The sequence below is a fragment of the Chitinophaga agrisoli genome (assembly GCF_008386695.1).
Taxonomy (GTDB): Bacteria; Bacteroidota; Bacteroidia; order Chitinophagales; family Chitinophagaceae; genus Chitinophaga; species Chitinophaga agrisoli.
This window is the reverse complement of the sequence record NZ_VUOC01000001.1, coordinates 406,770-426,134: the sequence shown is the minus strand read 5'-3', so window position 1 is coordinate 426,134 and position 19,365 is coordinate 406,770. Positions and strand designations below refer to the sequence as shown.

At 48.5% G+C, this 19,365-nt stretch carries 17 protein-coding genes; 10 read left to right on the top strand and 7 right to left on the bottom strand.

The features are described from left to right. Positions 1-19: 19 nt before the first annotated feature. The gene (locus F0L74_RS01710) at positions 20-568 is read right to left on the bottom strand and encodes an outer membrane beta-barrel protein (protein WP_149836112.1); all 549 of its coding nucleotides are present in this window, start codon (positions 566-568) and stop codon (positions 20-22) included. A gap of 212 nt (positions 569-780) precedes the next feature. On the opposite strand from F0L74_RS01710, the gene F0L74_RS33995 reads away from it, so the two are divergent. After that, complete coding sequence (locus tag F0L74_RS33995) at positions 781-978, top strand: helix-turn-helix domain-containing protein (protein ID WP_149836111.1); 198 nt, start codon at positions 781-783, stop codon at positions 976-978. Positions 979-1,226: 248 nt separating this feature from the next. On the opposite strand, the gene rhuM (F0L74_RS33990) is transcribed toward F0L74_RS33995, so the two are convergent. The 3 genes from rhuM (F0L74_RS33990) to rhuM (F0L74_RS34075) are packed head-to-tail and all read right to left on the bottom strand — an operon-like array spanning position 1,227 to position 2,059. Beyond that, entirely contained in the window at positions 1,227-1,604 is a 378-nt protein-coding gene (rhuM, locus tag F0L74_RS33990; protein WP_213086867.1) for a RhuM family protein, read from the bottom strand. Between the two features lie 31 nt (positions 1,605-1,635). Beyond that, entirely contained in the window at positions 1,636-1,938 is a 303-nt protein-coding gene (rhuM, locus tag F0L74_RS33985) for a RhuM family protein (protein ID WP_213086866.1), read from the bottom strand. Beyond that, positions 1,898-2,059, bottom strand: coding sequence for a RhuM family protein (rhuM, locus tag F0L74_RS34075; RefSeq protein ID WP_368732344.1), 162 nt, complete (start codon positions 2,057-2,059; stop codon positions 1,898-1,900). Before rhuM (F0L74_RS34075) ends, rhuM (F0L74_RS33985) begins: the two co-directional genes overlap by 41 nt. A 1,505-nt stretch (positions 2,060-3,564) precedes the next feature. On the opposite strand from rhuM (F0L74_RS34075), the gene F0L74_RS01695 reads away from it, so the two are divergent. The 3 genes from F0L74_RS01695 (at position 3,565) to F0L74_RS01685 (ending at position 5,303) form a co-directional block, all read left to right on the top strand. Next, positions 3,565-3,864: a hypothetical protein gene (locus tag F0L74_RS01695; RefSeq protein ID WP_149836110.1), complete on the top strand. Its 300-nt coding sequence runs from the start codon at positions 3,565-3,567 to the stop codon at positions 3,862-3,864. A gap of 66 nt (positions 3,865-3,930) precedes the next feature. Further along, positions 3,931-4,506, top strand: coding sequence for a Crp/Fnr family transcriptional regulator (locus F0L74_RS01690; protein ID WP_149836109.1), 576 nt, complete (start codon positions 3,931-3,933; stop codon positions 4,504-4,506). Between the two features lie 38 nt (positions 4,507-4,544). After that, the gene (locus F0L74_RS01685; protein ID WP_188315823.1) at positions 4,545-5,303 is read left to right on the top strand and encodes a hypothetical protein; all 759 of its coding nucleotides are present in this window, start codon (positions 4,545-4,547) and stop codon (positions 5,301-5,303) included. Between the two features lie 427 nt (positions 5,304-5,730). Here the strand turns inward: F0L74_RS01685 and F0L74_RS01680 are convergent, their stop codons facing one another. Then, positions 5,731-6,711 carry a glycosyltransferase family 61 protein gene (locus F0L74_RS01680; protein WP_149836107.1) on the bottom strand — a complete coding sequence of 327 codons (981 nt, stop codon included), beginning with the start codon at positions 6,709-6,711 and terminating at the stop codon, positions 5,731-5,733. Between the two features lie 172 nt (positions 6,712-6,883). On the opposite strand from F0L74_RS01680, the gene F0L74_RS01675 reads away from it, so the two are divergent. Beyond that, positions 6,884-8,029, top strand: a complete 1,146-nt coding sequence (locus F0L74_RS01675) for an endonuclease/exonuclease/phosphatase family protein (protein WP_149836106.1) — start codon at positions 6,884-6,886, stop codon at positions 8,027-8,029. A gap of 120 nt (positions 8,030-8,149) precedes the next feature. On the opposite strand, the gene F0L74_RS01670 is transcribed toward F0L74_RS01675, so the two are convergent. Continuing rightward, the gene (locus F0L74_RS01670; RefSeq protein WP_149836105.1) at positions 8,150-10,528 is read right to left on the bottom strand and encodes an ABC transporter permease; all 2,379 of its coding nucleotides are present in this window, start codon (positions 10,526-10,528) and stop codon (positions 8,150-8,152) included. Positions 10,529-11,062: 534 nt separating this feature from the next. Between F0L74_RS01670 and F0L74_RS01665 the strand changes: the two genes are divergently transcribed. Next, positions 11,063-11,947, top strand: coding sequence for an oxidoreductase (locus F0L74_RS01665; protein ID WP_149836104.1), 885 nt, complete (start codon positions 11,063-11,065; stop codon positions 11,945-11,947). Positions 11,948-12,025: 78 nt separating this feature from the next. Here F0L74_RS01665 and hemW read toward each other — a convergent pair whose 3' ends face one another. Then, positions 12,026-13,150, bottom strand: coding sequence for a radical SAM family heme chaperone HemW (hemW, locus tag F0L74_RS01660; RefSeq protein ID WP_149836103.1), 1,125 nt, complete (start codon positions 13,148-13,150; stop codon positions 12,026-12,028). Between the two features lie 118 nt (positions 13,151-13,268). On the opposite strand from hemW, the gene F0L74_RS01655 reads away from it, so the two are divergent. From F0L74_RS01655 to porK, 4 genes are all read left to right on the top strand, one after another. After that, entirely contained in the window at positions 13,269-14,459 is a 1,191-nt protein-coding gene (locus F0L74_RS01655; protein ID WP_149836102.1) for a DUF4271 domain-containing protein, read from the top strand. A 69-nt stretch (positions 14,460-14,528) separates the two neighbouring features. Further along, positions 14,529-15,296 (top strand): uroporphyrinogen-III synthase, encoded by a 768-nt coding sequence (locus tag F0L74_RS01650; protein ID WP_246197602.1) that lies wholly within the window; start codon positions 14,529-14,531, stop codon positions 15,294-15,296. Positions 15,297-15,501: 205 nt separating this feature from the next. Further along, the gene (locus tag F0L74_RS01645) at positions 15,502-17,550 is read left to right on the top strand and encodes a thioredoxin domain-containing protein (RefSeq protein ID WP_149836100.1); all 2,049 of its coding nucleotides are present in this window, start codon (positions 15,502-15,504) and stop codon (positions 17,548-17,550) included. Between the two features lie 491 nt (positions 17,551-18,041). After that, complete coding sequence (gene porK / locus F0L74_RS01640; RefSeq protein ID WP_246197601.1) at positions 18,042-19,343, top strand: T9SS ring complex lipoprotein PorK/GldK; 1,302 nt, start codon at positions 18,042-18,044, stop codon at positions 19,341-19,343. The last annotated feature ends 22 nt before the right edge of the window (positions 19,344-19,365 follow it).

Sequence of the window (19,365 nt, the reverse complement as noted above, 5' to 3'; positions counted from 1 at the left end):
CTGGCCAGCCTTGTATATCTTAAAACACAATGCCTCCGGTCAGTACCACCGGCGCAGCAGTGCGGTCTTCAAACTGTAGTCCGTTATAGTTAAAGTTCTTAGGGGTATACTTAAACTTGTAACGCCGGTAGATAAGGGACAGGAACACACCTATCCGTCCTTTGGGCGCCACGCTGCTAATACCAAGCCCCAGACCATAAAATAATTTTCCTTGCTCGCTCACCGTGGTGGATACGTCTGTAAGGTCCGCCAGCTTATAATCATACGCTTGTTTACCAAATTGGGCGGCCACATACGGGGCTATCCATTTAAAAGGGTATTTCACGCGCACATCCAGGTAATATGGAATAAAGGAAGTAGCGTCTGAATAGCCGTTACGCCGGTAAGAGAGCATATCTATCCCCGCGCCAACGCCCAGGTATTTATTAAAACCGTAAGATAGGACAAGGCTGCCACCCGGCCGGCCGTTCTGCAGTAGCGCGCCCAGGTAGGCATGGCTGTATTTTAGCCCCTGCGCGGAGGTGACTAAGGGGAGGCATAGCAGGGCAAATAGTAAGAAGCGTTTCATAAAGGGGATGGTTTGTTATAGGTTGATTTGCTGATGTAAAGTTAAGGGATAGATGGATTGGTAGGATGGGTGTTATAGGTGAGGCGGTTAATTGAGTTATTCGGCTCAGGAATGGAGGGAAAATGAGCCGAATAGGTGGGTTATTCGGCTCACGAATGCATTAGCCCCCTTATTTTATTGAGAATTTCATTGACTTTTCCGGCTTAATTCGCATGATGGCAACAGACAGATATACTCGGGAACTACAGAATTTTGGCGAGCGCCTGCGTCAAATCAGGAGAACTAAGAAATTAACCCAGGCGGATTTGGAGATGCTCACGGGTATAGATCCCAGTGATATAAGCCGCATTGAGAATGGACAGAAAAATATTGAATTTATTACAATTGTGAAGTTTGCGGAGGCCTTGTAGGTGCAGCTAGGCCAATTCTTTACTTCTTAAGTTCGCTCTTGATCACGAGGCCTCCAGAAAATATTATCCAGCGTTTAACCTTTCACTGATATCATGTGATACCGATGGCTTTAAGAAACATGGTCATCAAGGTAACCAATTATGAAAAGTCCATTTACCGGTGGAGAAGTAGATTAGAAAAAGAACGCAGAACGCTTGAATATCGAAATGAAAAATTGGTAGATCGACTTCAGATTTTGTCGTGGGTACTATTTCCCCTTTGGTGGTTTATCTGTTATTTTCTTTACTTCTTTATCAAAATCACTTTCAAAGTTGCGGTCTTGAGTTATCCTGAATTTATCATATTCTTTCTCTGCCAATTTCAAGGCTACTTCATGGCTCACCTTGCCGGCGTCCTTTAAAATCTGGTATTCGTTGAATTGTAGAAAGGCATCCAACCTGGTAACCCAATCTGCCATTTTCATAGGTATTTGTCTTGAAGCCTGTAATTCGGCAAAATCAAGATACATGGTTACCACCCTCTCCAATTCTTTAATCTCTTTCTCTATGAGGTAGTTTTTTGCAATTCCAATATCGCCTTTCAATACTTTGCCTGACGGCGCATTTTTCCATGTCTGCAGACCCATGTTGGGTTATCTGCGCTGACTCTCTCTGCAATTATTGGGCGGCTGTTTTACCTGAAATGGCAAAGTGCAACTTGTTCTGAACAGTTTTAAAAAACTTCTGTGTTATCTCGACATCCTTGTTATAGTCAATACTGCATTGCTCATAGATGTCGGTTATTTTGAGGTAAAAGCGTCTTTCGCTTGCCCGTATCTCACGGATACGTTCCAAAAGTTCGTCAAAGTAATCCTTGCCAAACCGTTTGCCTTGTTTAAGCCTTTCATCATCTAAGACAAAGCCCTTTATAATGAACTCTCTAAGTGTTTTTGGTAGCCCAAATACGAAACTGTGTAGCATGAAAACTGTTTACCCAGTAGCCAACGGCTATGATGGCATCTAAATTATAAAAATCTAAATCTCTGCTCACATCCCGATTGCCCTCTTTTTGAACTACTCGAATTTTTCGAGCAGTTGCCATCTCCTCCAATTCCCCTGTATTGTATATTTCCTTGAGGTGCTGGCAGGCCTCGGCGCGTAACTGGATGCTCCACGCCAGGTGTGAAACCACTCCCTGCCGGCCCCCAGGTTGACGACAGACGACAAACTGAATCACCAACACATACAACAAAACAAAAGCTATGACATCCTCATACGAAAATTAATAGAACCGCAGATACGCCTTCTGATAAGGCCTTGTGGCCAGGTAGCCCAAAAATTTGCAGATGAGGGATATCCCGCTATCCAGAAGTATGCCCCGGAAACGGACACGCCCTATAACATCTGTTTTGATGATCTCGGGGTGGAGAGCATCGTCTCCTATTTCGGTACTGTCTGTAATACCTGGAACAGGTGCTCTATTTACGGTATAATGATTTTATAGATAGGGGTACCATCACCCATATCACCACCACTTTAATAGCAACGAAATAGAACAACGCTATGGCCTCCGTATCCGTAGCCGCATGCGCGAGATGTTCAACGTGATTAGCTTCCCGGCCAACTGCGCGGATAAGCGGTTATAAGCCTCTTTTTATTCAGTTACATGGCTGTTTAAACCCCTGTTAAAAGAATAACTTGCCAGTAGCATAGACCGAAGTTTTAGACAGAGGGCACTATATGCTCCTATGAAAATATAAATATTAAAGCAATTGGCCTTCAGACAGTCTCTTTTGCTGATAACTTCTTAAAAAGCATAACTCTTTTCTTAAGGGGCTTACTCCTTAGGTGCTGATAATATGGCCGATGCCGCCCTCGCGATCCGGACATTGGATTTTAAACGCTAATACATTCTCCTTCATACCAGGCATTTTACGGAGCGCTTAATGTGCATACGTTTAAATGAACATTTGCTACCTAAAACAAAAAGAGGGTGTAATAACTACACCCTCTTTAACAAACCAACCAACTAATGACCAGGGTATAACCAACTATCAGAAAATAGAAGCTAGCCTTTTATTGTACTAAAGGGGAGATAATCATCTAAGGCTTGGAATAACGCGGCATGTTTCATTATGTTTTGGAGTAACTTAAATGGTTCGTTCCCGGTGTTCCCATCGGGAACCATTTTTACCCCAATTACCCATTGCAATCGATTATATCACTATTGGGAATCGTTTATTCCTGAAAGTGTTACAATTTCTTGTCATTTATCAAGTTTTTGAATTAAATAACCCCATAATTTTGTCCCTGTAATTTTCTTTCTCAATTTGAGAATGCAATAACTAAAACCATATCGCTAAAACTAACACCATAGCAATCATATGACGGAGAACAACTATGAATTGTTATTCAGCATCTGAACAGCTTCTATGAGATGCTGAATATAGCACCCTATTTTAAATCTACGCTGCTGATCCATACTACATTTCCCAATGGAAAATACTTGGAAACGTTCGCGAATTATCAACAAGCAGTTGCCTTACCCGGTTTGATCTGAGGGCAGGTTTAAAAACTATTGCTTTATAACTCCACACATCTAAGCTTATGATACAAGCTAAAGCATCCAATGCAGTATTGGATACCGGACACCTATTACTTAAAATAGACACGTTGCTCAGGCAACCTGTTTCATCTCCCACATGGGATGAGGTCTTAACATATTTTATACATAATGGCCTTCCTGCCAGGGCAGCCGCCTGTTTTTTTGATCATTACGAAACCAAAGGTTGGAAAACAGCAACCATTCCACCCGTTATTAATTGGCAGACAGCTGCAAAAAACTGGGTGATAAATGCAACGGAAGCAAGGGCTCATGCAAGGATGAGCGCTCCCGTCAGTTACTAGCCCAAACTATAACTACTGATACTATCCAATTATTATACACCAATTTTTTAAACTAAAACTTGTTTTATGCCTCAAACTGTCATCAACTTTCTTGACACGATTTACCCCATGTCGGGTTCCTTGAAAGCAACCATCTCTGAAAGCCTCATTTGTAAAACCTTTCCCAAACGTTTCCCATTGTTAGAAGAAGGCCAGGTCTGCAAAAACATCTGGTTTATTAAAAAAGGACTGGTCAGAGCGTATTATCAGCAAGACGACAATGAAGTCACTTCCTGGTTTATGAAGGAAAACGACGTTATTATTTCTGTCTCCAGTTTCTTCGACCAGTTACCCAGCCATGAGTATATTAAGACGATAGAACGCACAGAAGTGGCTTATATCAGCTATGACAAGTTGGAAGCGATCTATGGAAGGTTCTTAGAATTTAATATAGTCGGCCGTATCATTACACAGAAGTATTATACCCTCTGGGATAAATATATAAGGGACTTGCGCATGCAAACATCAAAAGAACGATACCTCACCTTTCTGCAACAATATCCTGATCTGGTGAGCCGTGTTCCCGCAGAATACCTGGCGTCCTTCTTAGGAATGACTGCATCTACACTTAGCAGGATAAAGGCTGAACAAGGGGTGTATTAAATGCTACGCGTTGTTAATGTTTTTTAAAATCATATCACATGGAAAGCTTCCTCATCACAGTTGTTATTTTGGCGTTTATTCTATTACTGGCGGCTGTTTACAGTCTTTGTTTCTCTCGTCCTGTTAATGAACCTATTCAGCTTTGGGGTTCGTTTAACGAATATCATCGCGAATATGTCTCAGTGGCAGACATAGATCCAATGCAGGAGTCTCGGTATTATCATCAGATTAAAAGTATACTACCAAAGATCACTTACCTGCTCAGGGAATACAAAATCGCTTATGCGGATGTAATAACAAGCATCCTTAAGAAAAAGATCCCCCCTGCATTCCTTAAAAAAGGCATAGACGGATACATAGACTGGACACTACTGAAAAAATATGTTGTCGATTGCGAAGCGCAGTGGTATAATCTTAAAGAAGAGTTTAAAGCGCTGTGCACGGATCATCAGCTCGCCAATGCGGTAAGAAGCAGTTTTCAGGTACTTAATAGACACGTAAAATTAACCGTGGATGATCTGTCAAACCTCCGTTTCGATTTTGCCGGCAGAGGGCATATAAGGCCGGTGTATGCAAATGGAGAGCCGTTGGTTATACCGCGTATCATAGCAAAGGCCGGCAATTATTTTGGAGAAACACTTGAAGATCATATGCCTGAGTACAAATGGCAGGCTTCAGATATTGCCGCTGCCATCCGCAATGAAAGAGAGCAGCTGGACCAGAAACTGTCAGCTATCCTGCAGCTCCTGGGCATTAATAGCTATATGGAGATAGAGGTAGGACAGCGGTTGATATGACTGTTTCATTCATAACTAGTGACTTTTCATAGCATAATGGGTTGACATGTATGTTCCGTTCCTGATGCTTACATCGGGAACCTATTAAAGAAATTAATCGTGATGGTGATTTTGTTGATTTAACATGTATCTGCTCCGTTCCTGGTGTTCCCGCCGGGGACCATTTCTTTCACTTATGCCTTTAAAGATCATTTGGTTCCATAGATAGGGGTTAACAAAAACGTTCCTGGTGTTCCCGCCGGGAACCATTTCTTTCACTTATGCCGCTAAAGTTTTTGGGTTTTTTCATAGATAAGGATTAGCTCCGTTCCTGGCGTTCCCGCCGGGAACTTTTTTGCCTATATCACTGAAAGGATTGTTTCACCAAACTTATTTTTTGAGAAGTGTAACTAATATGCCCGTTCCCGGTGCTCTCACCGGGAACCCTTCATTTCCCCATCTCTTTCACCACACTCGCCAACATTCCTGCATCCACCCTAAAATCCGCCGCATACGTATCCGCCGTCGTCCCGTCCGCTAACACATAATAATACGCATGCCCCAGCGCGCCCGCCATCGAAAAGAAACAGTTATTATGCGTATCCCCCATATTCCTGATCTCTAGCACCTGCCCGCCCGCCGGCATAAACAACATATTCGTCAATCCCGCCCCATGTAACCCTGCCAGTACCTTCGTCTCCTGCATAATGGCCCGCTGCTCCTGCAAACTATAGTCTTCAAAACAATGTATCTCAAAACCCGCCTGCTGCAGTACCGGCAACAACGTGTCTTCGTTCAGCACACGCCGCCGGTTGGCCCGCTGCCGGCTAACATACACCTTCCGGTAAGGCTGCACCGTAGTCGCCGGTGCAAAAAGCCGCCGTAGCTCGCCCAGCAAAGCCGGGTTATAATTACCCGTCGGCGCGGTATGGTCCGGCACTACTAGTGAAGCCGCTTTCAACGGCCGTTTCCGCTCCAGGTAAACAGCGCTGTATCCCAGCATCTCCAGTGAGGCAGTGATATAAGGCCGCTCCCGGAAATGGGCCGGCAACACCACCGGGTAGTTGTACCCCTGTAGCCGGGCAGCCATCAGCCGCGTCAGCGCATCCGTCATCCAGTGAAAATATTCCGCGCTCCATTCATCGGTTATCCATATTGCCTGCGCAGTCCGCCAGAAAGGCCGCAGGTAATAACTAAGCCTTTTCAGCGCCTGCTGACGCGTAAAAGGCAGTATATGCGAGGCAGTTATATAAAATTTCAGCGTACCGGGACTAAAAATGGTATCCTTTAATATCACCGCATTTTCCACCACCTGTACCCCGGCCGGTGGTAAGCTAAGGCTGAATGCCTGCTCAAAAAGCGGCTGGTCAGCGGGTGTTAGGTTAACAGGCAAGGCCCGCTGCACAGTAAATGTTAATTCCTGGCTCATAGGCTGCTAAGATATCAGATGAATGTCACAGTATAAAATTATTATATGGCTCCGGTGTCACCCGGCTAACCTCGCGGGATTCGCTTACCTTGCACCTGGATACAACAATTTGATAACATCAGTTTGGCGCCACACATAACCCCTTTGTATTTACTTTATAAAAAAGCGTCCCATGCCTTTCTACCAGAACCTCAATACCAAAACCCCGCAAGGCCAGCGTACCCTCAAAGGATTGCTTACCCTCCGTGCAAAACTGCAGGAGCAGGTCCCCACAAAAACATTGGAAGGTAATCTCCTCCTCGCTACCTGGAACATCCGTGAGTTCGGTACCACCAAATACGGCGGCCGTACCCAGGAAGCCTTTTATTATATCGCGGAGATCATTTCCAAATTTGATCTGATCGCCATCCAGGAAGTGCGCGAAGATCTCACCGCCCTCGATACCCTCATGAAAATACTGGGCGGCAACTGGGAGTATATTTTTACAGATGTGACAGAAGGCAGCCAGGGCAATGGAGAACGCCTGGCCTTCGTCTTCGATACCCGTAAAGTAAAGTTCGGCGGCCTGGCCGGCGAGCTGGTGCTGCCGCCCTTCCAGACAAAAGACCCCGTTACCGGACAAACCGTTTACCAGCCTATCAGACAATTGGCGCGTACGCCATACCTGGCGGGGTTTAAGGCGGGGTGGACTAACTTCCAGCTCACCACCGTGCATATCCTGTACGGCACAGCGGCGGCCAATGATCCGGATCGTGTCGCGGAAATAGCGGCTATTGCAAAGTCTATCGGTAAAAAGGCGGATAATAAGCTGGAATGGTCGCACAATGTCCTTATGCTGGGCGATTTTAATATCTATAGCCCTAAGGATAGCACCCTCAAGGCAATCACAGATGCCGGCTTTGTTATTCCCAAACAGCTGCAGTCCCTGCCCTCCAATGTACAGCAGAACAAATTCTATGACCAGATCGCCTTTAAGGTAAAACCCGATCTCTTTGAGCCTACCGGCAAGGCTGGCATCTTTAACTATTATCAATGGGTATTCCGTGAGCAGGATGAGCTGGAGTATGCGGCGGATATGGGAGAGGATTATAACACCACCTCAGATGGAGAGCCGCGTCAGAATAAAACAGCGTACTACAAAACATATTGGCGCACGTTCCAGATGTCAGACCACCTGCCCATGTGGGTAGAGATCGCCATCGATCATACAGATGCCTATTTACAGGCAAAACTGCTGCCCCCGCAGGAAGAAGAAACCAGCACCACCGCGCCCGCCAAAGCAGCTAGGAAAACCACGGCTAAAAAGCCTTCCGCATAAGTCATTTCATCCCGCCCATCGCCATTTTTACCAACGGCGATGGGCCCTTATCTATCTATCTCCGCTGCATTCCCCATTAGCACATTAGCACATTAGCATATCAGCACATCAGCACATCAGCTATTCCATTCTCAAACTCTTCACCGGGTCCATCATCGCCGCCCTGATCGCCTGGTAACTCACCGTCAACAAAGTGATCATCAGCGTCCCCACGCCCGCCACTGCAAATATCCACCAGCTCAGATCTGTCCTGTAGTCATAATGCTGCAGCCAGCTGGCCATAAAAAAGTACGCCAGCGGAAACGCAATACCTACAGATATCACCACCAGTACCACAAAATCAGATGATAACAACCGCCACAGGCTAAACAGCGTAGCGCCCAGCACCTTCCGCACGCCTATTTCCTTGGTGCGTTGCTCCGCTATGAAAGATGCCATCCCAAAGAGTCCCAAACAGCTGATAAGGATCGCCAGAATAGAAAACACGGTGGCCAGCTGTCCAAAACGCTGCTCATCGCCAAACTTCCTGGCATATTCCTGGTCCACAAACTGATAGTCAAAAGGTTGCTGCGGGCTATATTTTTTAAACACGGCTTCCGTTTTACGAAGGGCCTCCACCGCGCTTACTTTGGGATTGATCTTCACGATCATACGCGTACCAGGGTCGTTATTGATATGGAACAGCGACGGCCGCACCGCCTCATAAGGCGATTCCGCTATCACATCCTTAATAATACCGATAATAGTATAGGGTTCATCATCCCAGGTAACCCGCGCGCCTATAGGATCTTTAAGCCCCATAAATTTGGCGGCGGCTTCATTGATCACAAAAGCGGCGCTATCCCCCGCAAAAGAACGGTCAAAATCCCGCCCGGCTACAAACTGCCAGCCCAATGTTTTACCATAGTCATAGGATACGCCGTCATTCGGGAAATCCAGCGCCATATTGGGGTCGCGTCCTTCCCAGTTAAATCCGCTGTTGGTGCTCCAGACAGCGGTTACCGGGCTCCAGCTCTCCGCCATATTCAGTATAGCGCCGGTCGCCAGCAGATCATGTTTTACCGCGTCAAAATGCGTGTGTATATCAGGGGTATACATGGGCAGCATCACCAGTCCGTTACGGTCATAACCAATAGGCCGGCTCTCCGCAAATTTCACCTGGCGGAAAACTACGATCGTGGCAATGATCAGCACAATGGAAACGCTAAACTGCACCACCACCAACACCCGGCGCGGTATCACCGCTGCCCGTCCCGCCCGGAAAGTACCTTTCAGCACTTTCACCGGGCGGAAGGAGGACAGGTACAAGGCCGGGTAACTGCCGGCTATCATGGCCGTCACCAGGCTAAAACCTATACAAAGCAGCCAGAATAAAGGGCTGCCCCATAACAGGGCCATCCGCTTATCTGCCACCGTATTAAATAAAGGCAATAACAGCTGCGCCAGCAGCAACGCCAGCACAAGGGCTATACTGGTCATCAGCAAAGATTCGCAAAAGAACTGGGCGATCAGCTGCCGCCGTTCAGAGCCAATTGTTTTGCGGATGCCCACTTCCTTGGCCCTTTTCTCAGACCTGGCCGTGCTCAGGTTCATAAAATTGATGCACGCCAGCAACAGCACGAATATCCCGCTCACGCCAAACAGCCAAACATACCGGATCTGCCCCCCGGTATTCACCCCGTTCTTAAACGCAGAAAACAGGTGCCACCGGTCCATAGGGTGCAGGAACAGCTGCGGATGGAAGTTCTGTTCATCCGCACGTACATGCCGCATCTTCACATCCCGGATCTTGGCAGATACGGTGGCCATACGGGCATGGTCCGCTAGCTGCACATAGGTCCGGTAAGAGTTGGCCCGCCAGGGATTATCACTCTCATAAAGCCCCTCATTGCGCGCATACTGCTCAAAAGGCATCATAAAACCCACCTGCGCAAAGCTGGAGTTGTAAGGCATATCTTCATACACCCCGGTTACCACCACCGCTGTTTTATTATTTACCTGTAAGGTCTGATGTAATGGGTCTTCGTCCCCAAAACAGGCTTTGGCCTGGGAACGGGATAGTAATATAGTATTGGGTGATCGTAGATCATTGGTGCCGGCCAGCATCCGGGGCGTCAGCATCTTAGGCAGGTCCGGCTCGCAGAATATACCCATGCTGCTCAGGTTCTTATCACCCCTGGAAAGGATATGCGTCTGGTTCCAGGTGCTTACCGCTACATATTTAAAATCGCTGCCATAATCCCGGCGCAGCGCTTCCCCAAGGGGATAGGGCTCATTATTGCCGGTGCCCACCGCGCCGTTATTCGTGGTGTTTTGCCATACCTGGGCAATACGGGTATGGTTGTCAAACTGTTTGTCAAAGGTCCATTCATCCAGTATCCACAGCCCAATCAGCATGGCAATGGCCATACCTGCAGCCAGGCCCGTAATATTGATGGCAGAATACAGCTTGCTCTTCCCCAGGGTACGGAAAGCAATTTTAAAGTAGTTCTTTAGCATAACGGATCCATTATAAAAACCTGGGCTCCAAGAATATACCAAATCAGCAACACGCTATTATTCAATAGCTTACTCACCGTCAATCACCCATAACCGTCCGTTTGCGAACACCAATGTCCATTATTGAGAATCATTATTGAGCACCGACATGGCGAACCAACATGGCGAACCAACCATTGCCGTTTCATTACACGCACTTTTTCGGCGTGCTTTTGCGGTATCCTCCATCCTGCCGCTCCGCCAGTTTCCTGCAGGGATCCCCAAAGCAAACCTTGGCTGGCGTGACACGCTTGTTGTCGCCCAATATTAGCAATGCCCCGCCACGCCCCCAACGCCCAATAGTATTCCCCACAGCCAGGCGCAGTTTGCTGGGGGATTCCTGCCAGGATACAGCCGCGCCCGGGAAAACACCCCGGAAAACGCCCGGAAACAACCAGAATCCCCCTGCACTTTTCAACAAACTACTTTGAGCCGTTTAACAAAACACCAACCCCTCTATCTGCCCGAACTTTGTACTAAATAAAACAACAAACAATGACAAAGATTTGGTTTATCACAGGTAGTTCCCGCGGCCTTGGCCGCAGCCTCACACAGGCCGTATTAGCAAAAGGTGACCAGGTGGCCGCCACTGCCCGCAAGCCGGAACAGTTAAAAGATCTTACAGAAAAATACCCCGGCCAGATCCTGCCCATTCAGCTGGATGTTACCAACCAGCAGCAGATCGCCGATGCCGTAGCCAAAACCATCCAGCATTTTGGCCGTATAGACGTACTGGTGAATAACGCCGGTTTCGGTATCACCGGCGCTACGGAAGCCTTCACGCATGAGCAGGTACGCAGCCAGCTGGAAACTAATTTATACGCGCCCATAGAGATCACCCGCGCGGTACTGCCCTACATGCGCAAACAGCGCTCCGGCCGTATCCTGCAGATCAGCTCTACCGGCGGCAGGGTAGGTGGCGTAGGGTTATCTATCTATCAAACGGCTAAGTTCGGGCTGGGTGGTTTCAGCGAAACATTATCCAAAGAAGTGCAACCCCTGGGCATCCGGGTTACATCTGTAGAACCGGGCGGTTTCCGCACAGACTGGGCTACAGATTCTATGTCGTTCGCCCCGGAAATAGAAGGGTATGAAACAACGGTAGGCGCCAGGATCAACCTCTTTAAAAGTGGTAAGTTCAGCCCCATGGGCGATCCGGATAAGGCGGCAAAAGTGATGATAGAGCTCGTAGATCATCCGGAGCCTCCGGTACACCTGCTCCTGGGCAGTGAGGCAGTAAGTATCGTAAAACAGGCAGAAGCGGCTAAGCTCGCAGAACTGGAACAATGGCTGCCGGTCAGCACCTCCACGGATCATGATGAGGCGGTGAATTTCCTCGAAACAACAGAAGGAAAACAATTTCACGAAGTAAAACGATAGGTTGCAGTACAGCGGGGGCATGTCCAAACGCGGATGCGTCCCCGCCGTGATCTACCGCTATCAGTCGCTCCTCCCGCATCAAACAAACAACTCCGCTGCTATCCCATCCGCAAACAGCCGCCCTTCCGGGTTCAATACCAACATACTCCCTTCCTGCCGCATTTGCCCGGCCTCTACAAACACCTGGCTGCCGCGCTCCAGCTCCCGGCGTTTATCTGCCCCATACCGCTCTTCCACCAGCGTCAGGTTACAGCCTTCCAGCGTACGCAGGGAGGTCATGATATACTCATTCAGCATCATCGCCGGCGTAAGGTTTTCTATCTCAAAAGGCACTTTTCCCTCCTGTAGCGCGTTTATATACCGGGCGTTATTGGATACATTCCATTGCCGGCTATGGCCGTTAAAGGAGTGGGCGGATGGGCCCAGTCCCAGGTAATGATGCCCCTGCCAGTAACTGCTGTTATGGCGGGAGCGCCAGCCGGGCAACGCAAAATTGGAGATCTCGTAGTGTTCATAACCTGCCTGTCCTACCCATTGCATCAGCTGCTCAAAATGCCGGGCGGCTTTGTCTGGGTCCACGGGCGCCACCTGCTGTTTGCGGATAAAAGCGTCCAGCGCGGTTCCTGGTTCCACCGTCAGCGCATAGCAGGAGAGGTGGGGTACTTTTAGGGCGATGGCCTGCTGTACGTTCTGTGCCCAGCCTTCATCGCTCAGCGTAGGCCCGCCGTAGATAAGGTCTATGCTCAGGTTATCGAAACCGGCTGCCTGCGCGTCCTGTATGCATTGCAACGCCTGGCTGCTGTTATGCGCGCGGTTCATCCACCGCAGGTCCGCTTCGTGAAAAGATTGTACGCCTATGCTCAGCCGGTTGATCCCCACGGTCTTTAAGGCCCGTAGTTTACCGGGCTGCAGATCGTCAGGATTGGCTTCCAGGGTTATTTCTGCCTCCGGCGCGATGGGAAACAGGGCATGCAGCCGCTCCATCAAACGGCGCAGATCGTCTTCCGCCAGCAGGCTGGGAGTGCCGCCGCCAAAATAAAGGGTATGTACCGGCTGCCCCTGCAGATAAGGCTGTTGCAAGGTCATTTCCGCCAGCAAACAGTCCACCAGGGGTTCCTTTTGTTGCAGTGAAGTTGAAAAGTGAAAATTGCAGTAGTAACAAGCCTGCCTGCAAAACGGAATATGTAAATAAATACCGGCCATAATAATAAGGTAGATAGTTGTTGGTCACGGGTCTCACCGCTGCACAGCGCCCGCCAGGCCTTCGCCCGTCTTCTTTAGCGACTATGGACAATTATACTATCTTTGCAAATATAAATATATGCTGGTGCGAAACGGGTTATTCTTACTATTCCTATTCATCTTCAGTAGTATACAGTTGCGGGCGCAAACAGACAGTGCAGGTAATAACGCGCCTGTAACCAATAATGCCGTTACGCAAAAGCTGGATACCGCCCGTCCCAAACCGGTGGTAAAGAAAAAACCACTCAGCGATAGCGCCCGCGCCGCCGCCGCCCTCAAACAGGCTGCCGCCGCCGCACAACAAACTAATACCTCTGCTGCCACGCAACAGCCTTCCGGCAAGCCCGCTAACCCGGCCTCCGCCACCGTTACCACCGGCGTTACACCGCCCGGCGCCAGTGGCCGCCCCGCGCCCGCCGGCACAAATGCCACGCTCACCAACGCCCAGCCGGCCAATGCCCGGCAAGCCGCTACTGATACGCTGCCGCAGCAACCTAAACTACCTTTACACCAGGAAACAGCATACGACGTCTTTTTAAGGAACCTGGCCAGTAAGAACATGTTTTTGCATCCCAACAAACCACAGTATTACGATCTAAACACCCTGCGGCCCTATAAGGACCTCGATTGGCTGGTGTACCTGGTAGGAGGGGTGGTCATGTTACTCGGCGTCATCCGCCTGTCGTACCTCAAATATTTTTCAGACCTCTTCCGGGCTTTCCTCAACCCTACCCTTAGCCAACGCCAGCTAAAGGACCAGTTGTCGCAATCGCCCTTCCCTAACTTCCTGTTAAATATGTTCTTCGTCATCAGCGTAGGGTTATACCTCTACCTCCTGATGTACCGTCAGCAATATATCTTTAATGCAGACGCCTGGCTGCTGATCCCGGGCCTCATCATCCTCGTAGCCCTCATCTATGGCATTAAGTTCGTAGTGCTCCGCTTCTGTGGATGGTTGTTCGGCAATTCAGACCTCGCGGATGCTTACATCTTCATACTCAACCTTATTAATAAAGTGCTCGGCATATTGCTGGTGCCTTTCCTGGTGATCCTGGCTTTTTGCCAGCCGGAAATCGCCCGTGCCTTCCTATATATATCATTATTTTTTATAACCTTATTAATTGGGTACAGGTATGTTAGGGCCTATTCTGTAGTAAAGCAGTATCTATCTTTCAGTAAATTGCATTTTTTTCTTTACCTTTGCGCATTCGAAGTAGCGCCTGTGTTGCTTTTAACTAAGGTGCTGCTCATTTGGTTAACGGGTAATTAATTAACCAATTACTGCAATTGTTAACACAAGAGCAAATTAAGTATGATTAAAGGCGGGCCAAAAACAGATTTGCAAGTAAAACATCATGTTCAGTCGATCCTCATTTCCCAGCCAAAGCCTGAAACTGAGAAATCCCCCTATTATGATCTGGCTAAAAAGTTCAATGTAAAATTGGATTTTTTTCCGTTTATAAGGGTGGAAGGATTATCTGCCAAAGACTTCAGGAAACAAAAGATTGATATCCTGAACTTTACGGCAGTCATCTTTACCAGCCGTAATTCGGTGGATCACTTCTTCAGGGTCTGTGAAGAAATGAAGATCAAAGTGTCGCAGGATTGCAAATACTTTTGTATCACAGAAGCCGTAGCGCTCTATCTGCAGAAATTTATACTGTACCGTAAGCGTAAGGTGTTCTATGGGGCAGACGGCTCTACCAAAAGCCTCCTGGAAGTGATGAACAAACACCGGGACAATGAAAAGTTCCTCTTCCCCAGCTCTGACAGCCAGAAAAAAGATATCGAAGAATGGTTAAAGGCCAATAAATGTGAGTACGCTACCGCTACACTCTACAAAACAGTCTCTAACGATGTAAAGGAGATTCTTTCTACAAAGGAATACGATATGATCGTATTCTTTAGCCCCTCAGGCGTAAGATCCCTGTTCGAGAATCTGCCGCAATACCAGCAGAACGGTACCCGCATCGGCGCCTTCGGCCCCAGCACTTCCGCCGCCGTGGAAGAGGCCGGCCTCCGGCTGGATGTGAAAGCCCCCGCACCGCAGGCTCCCTCCATGGTAGCTGCCCTGGAGCAATACCTCTCCGAATTGAACAAAAAATAACAGCTCAGGAAGCAAAAAGATAATTTACTTGAGAAGGACGGTTAAATACCGTCCTTTTTTTTGCTGATATATAAGATATTAACTAAATTGTCATAAGCAAGCCAACAAGATCTATCCGGAATCATTTTACTTTAACCATAGCCTGTGTGAACGTGAATCAGCATGATGTGTTCATGAGCACCGCTGAATTAAATCATGAACGTGGATGAATAAGTTAGTGGGGGAAACAAGTCCGTATCTGCTCCAACATGCACATAACCCCGTGGATTGGTATCCCTGGGGCGAGGAAGCGTTGCAACGCGCCCAGCAGGAAGATAAACCTATACTCGTCAGCATAGGTTACGCCGCCTGCCACTGGTGCCATGTCATGGAACGGGAAAGCTTCGAAGATGCGGATACCGCCCGCATCATGAACGAGCATTTTATTAATATTAAAATAGACCGGGAAGAACGCCCGGACCTCGATCATATATATATGGATGCCGTGCAGGCCATGACCGGCTCCGGTGGATGGCCCCTCAACGTCTTCCTTACCCCGGATAAACGGCCCTTTTACGGAGGTACCTACTTCCCGCCCGTAAAAGCGTTTAACCGCCCCTCCTGGAAAGAAGTGCTCACCGCCCTCTCCCAGGCTTTTAACGAACGCCGGGAAGATATCGACCAGCAGGCCGCCAACCTTACAGATCACCTGGCCCAGTCCAACCAGTTTGGTACCCAAACCGGCTCCTTCTTAAATATACCTAAGCAGGAGCTCTTCACCCGCGATCAGTGCGATACCATTTATAAGAATATCATGACCCAGGCAGATACCGCCTGGGGCGGCTTCGGCAGGGCGCCCAAATTCCCGGGTACCTTCACCATCCAGTACCTGCTCCGCTACCATCACAGCTTCAATGCCCCGGAAGGCCTGCAACAGGCCCTCCTGTCCCTGGACAAAATGCTGCAGGGCGGCATCTACGACCAGCTGGGCGGCGGCTTTGCCCGCTATAGTACGGATGAGCAATGGTTAGCGCCGCATTTTGAGAAAATGCTGTACGATAACGCCCTACTGGTAGATACCCTCTGCGAGGCCTACCAGCTTACGGGGAATAAAATATATGCACAAACTATCCACCATACCCTCGAATTCATTGAGCGGGAAATGACCCACCTAAATGGGGCGTTTTACGCAGCCCTCGATGCGGATTCGGAAGGGGTGGAAGGCAAGTTCTATACCTGGAGCCTCACAGAAGTACAGGCCATCCTGGGCGATAAGGCTCCCCTGTTCTGCGAGTTCTACGATGTTACGGAACATGGCAACTGGGAAGAACAGAATATACTCTGGATCCGTAAGCCCCTGGCGGAATTCGCTGCAGAAAAAGGCATAGACCAGGCCGCCCTGGAAACCCTCCTGCATAACTGCCGCCAGCAGCTCCTCGCCGTCAGGGATACCCGCATCCGCCCCGGCCTGGATGATAAGATCCTGCTGGGCTGGAACGCCCTCATGATCCACGCCTGCTGCAAAGCCTACGCCGCCCTCCGGGAAGATCATTACCTCCATATGGCCGTACGCGCCATGGATTGCTGCTGGCGCAATATGCAGCAGCCCGGCCAGGAAGGCGTCTTCTATCATACCTACAAGGCAGATACCCCTAAATATCCCGCCTTCCTGGATGATTATGCCTGCCTTATCCGCGCCCTCATCGCCCTCCAGGAAGTAACCGGCCACCTGCACTGGCTCCATAGGGCCAAACAGCTTACAGACGTGGTTATCAGCCAGTTCTCTGACGAAGCCGGCAGCTACTTCTACTACACCATGCAACACCAGCACGATGTTATCGTGCGCAAAAAAGAAGTATACGACGGCGCCGTGCCCAGTGGCAACGCCCTTATGGTCAATAACTTATGGTATCTTTCAGTAGTGTTCGATGATCGCGCCTGGGCCGCCCGCGCTGTAGATATGCTGGCACGTTTATCGCAAACCGTTGTCCGCTATCCTACCTCCTTCGGGATCTGGGCGGCAGGCATTTTACAAATGGTAAAAGGCACGCGGGAAATAGCCATTGTGGGCAAAGAGTACCGCGCCCGCATGCAGGAAGTACATGGGTATTACATCCCCTTCAAAGTACTGCTGGGTGCTGAGAAAGACCAGCCTGGCCTGCCTTTGCTCGAACAGCGCGAACGCCCGGGAGAAACCCTGGTCTACGTTTGCGAAGATTACCATTGTATTAAACCTGTCTTTTATATACAAGAAATAATTAATTTAATAAAATAATTATTAACTTGCACTACAGTTCTGGACATAAGGGTGAACAATTGAGCAAATGGTTTCCGGGTCGTATAATAAAATGTTAAAAAAGACGTTTATAGTTATTACCGTAGGGTCTGTGAGGAATTGAAAAAGTTGGACGAAAGTTAACTACGGATTAAAAATAATTGTTACATTTGTTATCTTGCACCGTTTCGGATGTGGATAAGTATGGTGGATAAGTTAAGGGTCAACGCTTTTTGTGATGCTTGCTATGTTGAGACAAATCCCCGGCTGTCAGTAAAAACGACCAAATGCCTAATGCTTCAGGAGAGTCCCAGCGACTACGCCTGTGCCATTGACAAAACCTGAATTTTGTAGATAGGATCAACAATCCCGTCTCACTATTGAAAAAGCCAAATTGTTGCAGATGATTGAAGGAGCATATAAAACTGAAATGTTAGTGAGATCGGGAGATGCAAATTCCATCTGTCCTTTGAAAAAAAGTTATTTCTCAGATGAAAGCTACCCTTATGAAGCTTAATTATTCAAGCGGTCTGTTCGCTGTTTTGCTGGTGAGCCTCCTGGCTGTTGGCTGTGGTGGTAGTAAAACCCCCAAAAATGCGCAAGGGCAACTGATTGGAGTGAGCCCCAGACCGAAGTATTTTCCTCCTGTACCGTATGGAATGGTCTATGTACCTTCCGGAACCTTTCACATGGGCCCCAGTGACGAGGATGTGAACTACGCTTTCACCGCCCGTAACAAGTCCATCTCCGTTTCCGGCTTCTACATGGACGCCACCGAGATCACCAACAACGAATACCGGCAGTTTGTAACCTGGGTTCGTGACTCCATAGCCCACATCCTGATGGGCCACGTGAAAAAAGATGGTGATCAGGATATTATCGACTGGAAACAGAAGATCAACTGGAAAGACAAGGCTACTTACGAGAAGATCGACGCAATGATCTACGCTCCGGAAGACCGCCTGTATAACAAACCAGAGATCGACGTGTATAAACTGGTGTACCACCAGGAAACATTCAACTGGGACCAGGCCAAACTGCGCTCCAATGCCGGTAAGCCCCGCTCACAGTTCATTGTAAAGAAAGACGTGAAGATCTACCCGGATACCCTCTGCTGGATCCGCGACTTCTCCTACGCTTACAATGAGCCCATGACACGTATGTACTTCTGGCACCCGGCCTTCGATAACTACCCGGTAGTTGGCGTAAACTGGCACCAGGCCAGCGCCTTCTGCGAATGGCGTAGTAAGTTCTGGGAAGACTACCGTACCTCTAAAAAGCTCTTTACAGAAGATAAATTCCAGCTGCCGTCAGAAGCCCAATGGGAATACGCTGCACGCGGCGGCAGGGAACAAACGCCATACCCCTGGGGTGGCTATTATATCCGCAACAAAAAAGGATGTCTGCTGGCTAACTTTAAGCCCGGTCGTGGTAACTACCCCGAAGATGGCGGTTTCTACACCGTACGCGCAGATGCCTATTGGCCTAACGACTACGGCCTGTATAACATGGCCGGTAACGTAGCAGAATGGACGCAGGATATCTTTTACGAGAATTCTTATTCCTTTACCTCTGACATGAACCCGTACTTGAGAATGGATGTGCCGGATGATGCTGTGCCTAAGATGAAACGCAAATCCGTAAGAGGCGGCTCCTGGAAAGATATCGGTTATTTCCTGCAAACAGGTACCCGGTCTTATGAATACCAGGATAGCGCTAAATCTTACATCGGATTTAGGTGTACAATCGCCTTCCTGAGCCGTTCCAAGAACGATTTCAATAAGAAGAAGTAAAAAATTGTAGCCATGTATACAC

Excerpts from the sequence above, each read along its gene's own strand:
- F0L74_RS01710 (WP_149836112.1), bottom strand. The coding sequence starts at position 568 with ATGAAACGCTTCTTACTATTTGCCCTGCTATGCCTCCCCTTAGTCACC.
- F0L74_RS33995 (WP_149836111.1), top strand. The coding sequence starts at position 781 with ATGATGGCAACAGACAGATATACTCGGGAACTACAGAATTTTGGCGAG.
- rhuM (WP_213086867.1), bottom strand. The coding sequence starts at position 1,604 with ATGGGTCTGCAGACATGGAAAAATGCGCCGTCAGGCAAAGTATTGAAA.
- rhuM (WP_213086866.1), bottom strand. The coding sequence starts at position 1,938 with ATGCTACACAGTTTCGTATTTGGGCTACCAAAAACACTTAGAGAGTTC.
- rhuM (WP_368732344.1), bottom strand. The coding sequence starts at position 2,059 with ATGGCAACTGCTCGAAAAATTCGAGTAGTTCAAAAAGAGGGCAATCGG.
- F0L74_RS01695 (WP_149836110.1), top strand. The coding sequence starts at position 3,565 with ATGATACAAGCTAAAGCATCCAATGCAGTATTGGATACCGGACACCTA.
- F0L74_RS01690 (WP_149836109.1), top strand. The coding sequence starts at position 3,931 with ATGCCTCAAACTGTCATCAACTTTCTTGACACGATTTACCCCATGTCG.
- F0L74_RS01685 (WP_188315823.1), top strand. The coding sequence starts at position 4,545 with ATGGAAAGCTTCCTCATCACAGTTGTTATTTTGGCGTTTATTCTATTA.
- F0L74_RS01680 (WP_149836107.1), bottom strand. The coding sequence starts at position 6,711 with ATGAGCCAGGAATTAACATTTACTGTGCAGCGGGCCTTGCCTGTTAAC.
- F0L74_RS01675 (WP_149836106.1), top strand. The coding sequence starts at position 6,884 with ATGCCTTTCTACCAGAACCTCAATACCAAAACCCCGCAAGGCCAGCGT.
- F0L74_RS01670 (WP_149836105.1), bottom strand. The coding sequence starts at position 10,528 with ATGCTAAAGAACTACTTTAAAATTGCTTTCCGTACCCTGGGGAAGAGC.
- F0L74_RS01665 (WP_149836104.1), top strand. The coding sequence starts at position 11,063 with ATGACAAAGATTTGGTTTATCACAGGTAGTTCCCGCGGCCTTGGCCGC.
- hemW (WP_149836103.1), bottom strand. The coding sequence starts at position 13,150 with ATGGCCGGTATTTATTTACATATTCCGTTTTGCAGGCAGGCTTGTTAC.
- F0L74_RS01655 (WP_149836102.1), top strand. The coding sequence starts at position 13,269 with ATGCTGGTGCGAAACGGGTTATTCTTACTATTCCTATTCATCTTCAGT.
- F0L74_RS01645 (WP_149836100.1), top strand. The coding sequence starts at position 15,502 with ATGAATAAGTTAGTGGGGGAAACAAGTCCGTATCTGCTCCAACATGCA.
- porK (WP_246197601.1), top strand. The coding sequence starts at position 18,042 with ATGAAAGCTACCCTTATGAAGCTTAATTATTCAAGCGGTCTGTTCGCT.